This is a genomic window from Phenylobacterium sp. (genome assembly GCF_020402505.1).
Classification (GTDB): Bacteria; Pseudomonadota; Alphaproteobacteria; order Caulobacterales; family Caulobacteraceae; genus Phenylobacterium.
This window is the reverse complement of the sequence record NZ_JADBZL010000163.1, coordinates 1-3487: the sequence shown is the minus strand read 5'-3', so window position 1 is coordinate 3487 and position 3487 is coordinate 1. Positions and strand designations below refer to the sequence as shown.

Here is a 3487-nt window from a genome sequence, read left to right as displayed (position 1 = left end):
CGCGACGGCGCCGACGTAGACGACCACCAGCAGCATGGCCAGGAACTCCGCCCCCATGAGGACGAAGAGGCCCGCCGCCGAGAAGAAGGCGAGGATGAGAAAGAGGACCGAATGCACGGGGTTTCGGGCGGAGACCACGCCGAACCCCGCCGCGATGGTCACCGCCGCCAGCAGATAGAATGCGATTGCCTGCAAGGCCACCGGGTTCAGCCCCTCTTCTAGGACCGCCGCGCCCCGGAGGGACCGGCGGGGTTTCAGTGCGTTCGGAATCGCCGCCCGGGTCTACCGGTAGGGCGCGTCCAGTTCCAGATTCTTGGCAAGGACCCGCTCCCAACGATCACCGTTCTCGAGCAGACGTTCCTTGTCGTAGTAGAGTTCCTCGCGGGTCTCGACCGCGAATTCGATGTTCGGACCCTCGACGATGGCGTCCACCGGGCAGGCCTCCTGGCACAGGCCGCAGTAGATGCACTTGACCATGTCAATGTCGTAGCGGGTCGTCCGGCGGCTGCCGTCCTCGCGGGGCTCGGCCTCGATGGTGATAGCCTGGGCCGGGCAGATGGCCTCGCAGAGCTTGCAGGCGATGCAGCGCTCCTCGCCGCTGGGATAACGCCGCAGGGCGTGCTCGCCGCGGAAGCGCGGGGACTGGGGACCGCGCTCGTAGGGATAGATCACGGTGGCCTTGGGCCGGACCATATAGACCATGGCCATGCCAAAGGCGCCGATGAAGTCGGAGAGGGCCGCGCCCCGGACCACCTGGGAAATGCGCTTCAGCATGCGGGCCTACCTTCCCTTGCACTCGTAACCGGACAGACGCCGTTCGTTGCCGCCCGGCTTCGGGGCCAGGTCCTTGCCCTGCGCCGTGCACCGCTCGCGCAGCTGACGCAGGGCATCATAGGTCGCCACGTCCCCGTCGGGCGTGCTCGTGGAAGCGCAACCCGCCATGAAGAGGGCCGCTAGACCCAGAAGAGGAAGCACCGCCCGCCTCATGCGCCCGGGTGCCCCAGCACGCGCCAGCCGGCGACGAGGGCCACGGCGACCAGGGAGATGGGCAGGAAGACCTTCCAGCCCAGCCGCATCAGCTGGTCATAGCGGTAGCGGGGCACGATGGCCTTCACCATGGCGAACAGGAAGAAGAAGAAGATGATCTTCAGGAACAGCCACATGAAGCCGTAGAAGCTCTGGGCCGTAGGAGACCACTGCGACACGAAGGCCAGGTCCACCGGGGCCTGCCACCCGCCGAAGAACAGGATGGAGATCATGGCGCACATCAGGACGATGTTGGCCAGTTCGCCGATCATGAAGAGCAGGAAGGGCGAGGAGGAGTACTCCACCTGATAGCCGGCCACGAGCTCGGACTCGGCCTCGGGCAGGTCGAAGGGCGGCCGGTTGGTCTCGGCCAGGGCCGAGATGAAGAAGATCACCGACATGGGGATCATGACGAGGGCGATGGGCAGGTTCTGCAGGCCGCCGCCGAAGACGTTCCAGTTCCAGAAGCCGCCGGCCTGCTTCTCGACGATCTGGGTCAGGTTCATCGTACCGGCCAGCAGGATGACCGTGATGATCACGAAGCCGATCGAGACCTCGTAGGAGACCATCTGCGCCGCAGACCGCAGGCTGCCCAGGAAGGGATACTTCGAGTTCGACGCCCAGCCGCCCATGATGATGCCGTAGACGCCCAGGGAGGAGATGGCGAAGAGGTAGAGGACGCCGACATTGATGTCCGACACCACCCAGCCGGGGGCCAGCGGGATCACCGCCCAGCCCACCAGGGCCAGGGCGAAGGTGAGGACCGGGGCGAGAAGGAAGACGAACTTGTCCGCCCCGTCGGGGATGACGATCTCCTTCAGGATGAACTTGATCAGGTCGGCGAAGGACTGCAGCAGGCCGAAGGGGCCCACCACGTTCGGGCCCTTCCGCATCTGGACGCCGGCCCAGATCTTGCGGTCGCCATACATGAAGAAGGCGAGCGACATCAGCAGCCAGCCCAGGACGGCCAGGATCTGCAGGACGGTGATCAGGGTCCAGCCGCCCGGCGTGGCCCAGAAGGATTGCGCCGCGTCCATGCCCTACTCCGCCGCCAGTTTCGCCGGGCCCGCCGCCAGGGCGGCGCATTCGGCCATGGTCACGCTGGCGCGCGCGACCGGGTTGGTGAGATGGAAGGCCTTCACGGCGCTGGCGAGCGGCGCGCCGCCGAGGTCGCCGGCTGCGCCGATGGCCGACAGGTCCGCCTGGCCCTTGGGCGCCCAGTCGATCTGGCCGAAGGTGGGATGTTCGGCGAAGAGCCGGGCGCGCAGCTGGTCGAGGGTGTCGTAAGGCAGGGTCTTGACGAGGCGCTCGGACAGGGCGCGCAGGATGGTCCAGTCCTCCCGGGCCTCGCCCTTGGGGAAGACGGCTCTCTGACCCATCTGCACCCGGCCCTCGAGGTTGACGTAGAGGCCGTCCTTCTCGGTATAGGCCGCGCCGGGCAGGATCAGGTCCGCCGCGTGGGCGCCGGCGTCGCCGTGCGAGCCAAGATAGATGCGGAAGGCGTCCGAGGCCGACAGGTCGATCTCGTCGGCGCCCAGCAGGAAGAGGACGTCGAGGGCGCCTTTGGCCGTCATGGCCCGGGCGTCGAGGCCGCCCTCTCCGGGGACGAAGCCCATGTCCAGCCCGCCGACCCGGGAGGCGGCGATATGGAGCACGTTCCAGCTCATGCCGAAGGCTTTGGCGACCTGGGCCGCAGCGTGGGCGACAGCGGCGCCGTGCGGGCCGGACAGGGCGCCCGCGCCGATGATCAGGGCCGGAGCCTTGGCCCCCTTCAGCACCCTGGCGAAGCCGGTCCGGGCCTTGGCCAGGGCGGTCAGGGCCGAGGCGGTCTCACCGAGGTGATCGAAGTCATAGGTCAGGTCGGCGGCCTCGCCGATGAGGCCGACCTCCAGCGCCCCGGCCAGCCAGCGGCGGCGAAGGCGGGCGTTGAGGACAGGCGCCTCGAAGCGGGGGTTGGTTCCCACCAGGAGGATGACGTCGGCCTCTTCAAGCCCGGCGATGGAGGCGTTGAACAGCCAGGATTCCCGCGGCCCCGTCCCCAGGGCCATGCCATCCTGGCGGCAGTCGGTGTTGGCGGAGCCCAGGGCCCGGAAGAGGTCGAGGGTCGCCTTCAGGGACTCGGCGTCCTGCAGGTCGCCGGCGATGACGCCGATGCGTCCGGGCGCGGCGGCCGAGAGCCGAGCGGCGGCAAGGTCGAGGGCTTCCTTCCAGGAGGCCGGGCGCAGGCGGCCGTTGTCGCGGATGTAGGGGGTGTCGAGGCGCTGGCGAGACAGGCCGTCGACGGCGAAGCGGGTCTTGTCGGAGATCCACTCCTCGTTGATCTCGTCATTGATCCGCGGAAGCACCCGAAGGACCGCCGGGCCGCGGCTGTCGACGCGGATGGCCGCGCCCATGGCGTCCATGACATCGACGGTCTCGGTCTTCTTCAGCTCCCAGGGGCGGGCGTTGAAGGCGTAGGGCT

At 68.3% G+C, this 3487-nt stretch carries 5 protein-coding genes; all 5 read right to left on the bottom strand.

All coding sequences use genetic code 11. The annotated features are described in order from the left end of the window. Positions 1 to 201 (bottom strand): NADH-quinone oxidoreductase subunit J (locus IM632_RS11535; protein ID WP_296552357.1); only part of this gene is annotated, 201 nt, incomplete at its 3' end. 81 nt (positions 202 to 282) lie between these two features. Next, the gene (nuoI, locus tag IM632_RS11530) at positions 283 to 774 is read right to left on the bottom strand and encodes an NADH-quinone oxidoreductase subunit NuoI (RefSeq protein WP_296479787.1); all 492 of its coding nucleotides are present in this window, start codon (positions 772 to 774) and stop codon (positions 283 to 285) included. Positions 775 to 780: 6 nt separating this feature from the next. Continuing rightward, the gene (locus IM632_RS11525; protein WP_296479788.1) at positions 781 to 975 is read right to left on the bottom strand and encodes a hypothetical protein; all 195 of its coding nucleotides are present in this window, start codon (positions 973 to 975) and stop codon (positions 781 to 783) included. Positions 976 to 983: 8 nt separating this feature from the next. Then, positions 984 to 2063 carry an NADH-quinone oxidoreductase subunit NuoH gene (nuoH, locus tag IM632_RS11520; protein WP_296498936.1) on the bottom strand — a complete coding sequence of 360 codons (1080 nt, stop codon included), beginning with the start codon at positions 2061 to 2063 and terminating at the stop codon, positions 984 to 986. Positions 2064 to 2066: 3 nt separating this feature from the next. Next, positions 2067 to 3487 (bottom strand): molybdopterin-dependent oxidoreductase (locus tag IM632_RS11515; protein ID WP_296552355.1); only part of this gene is annotated, 1421 nt, incomplete at its 5' end.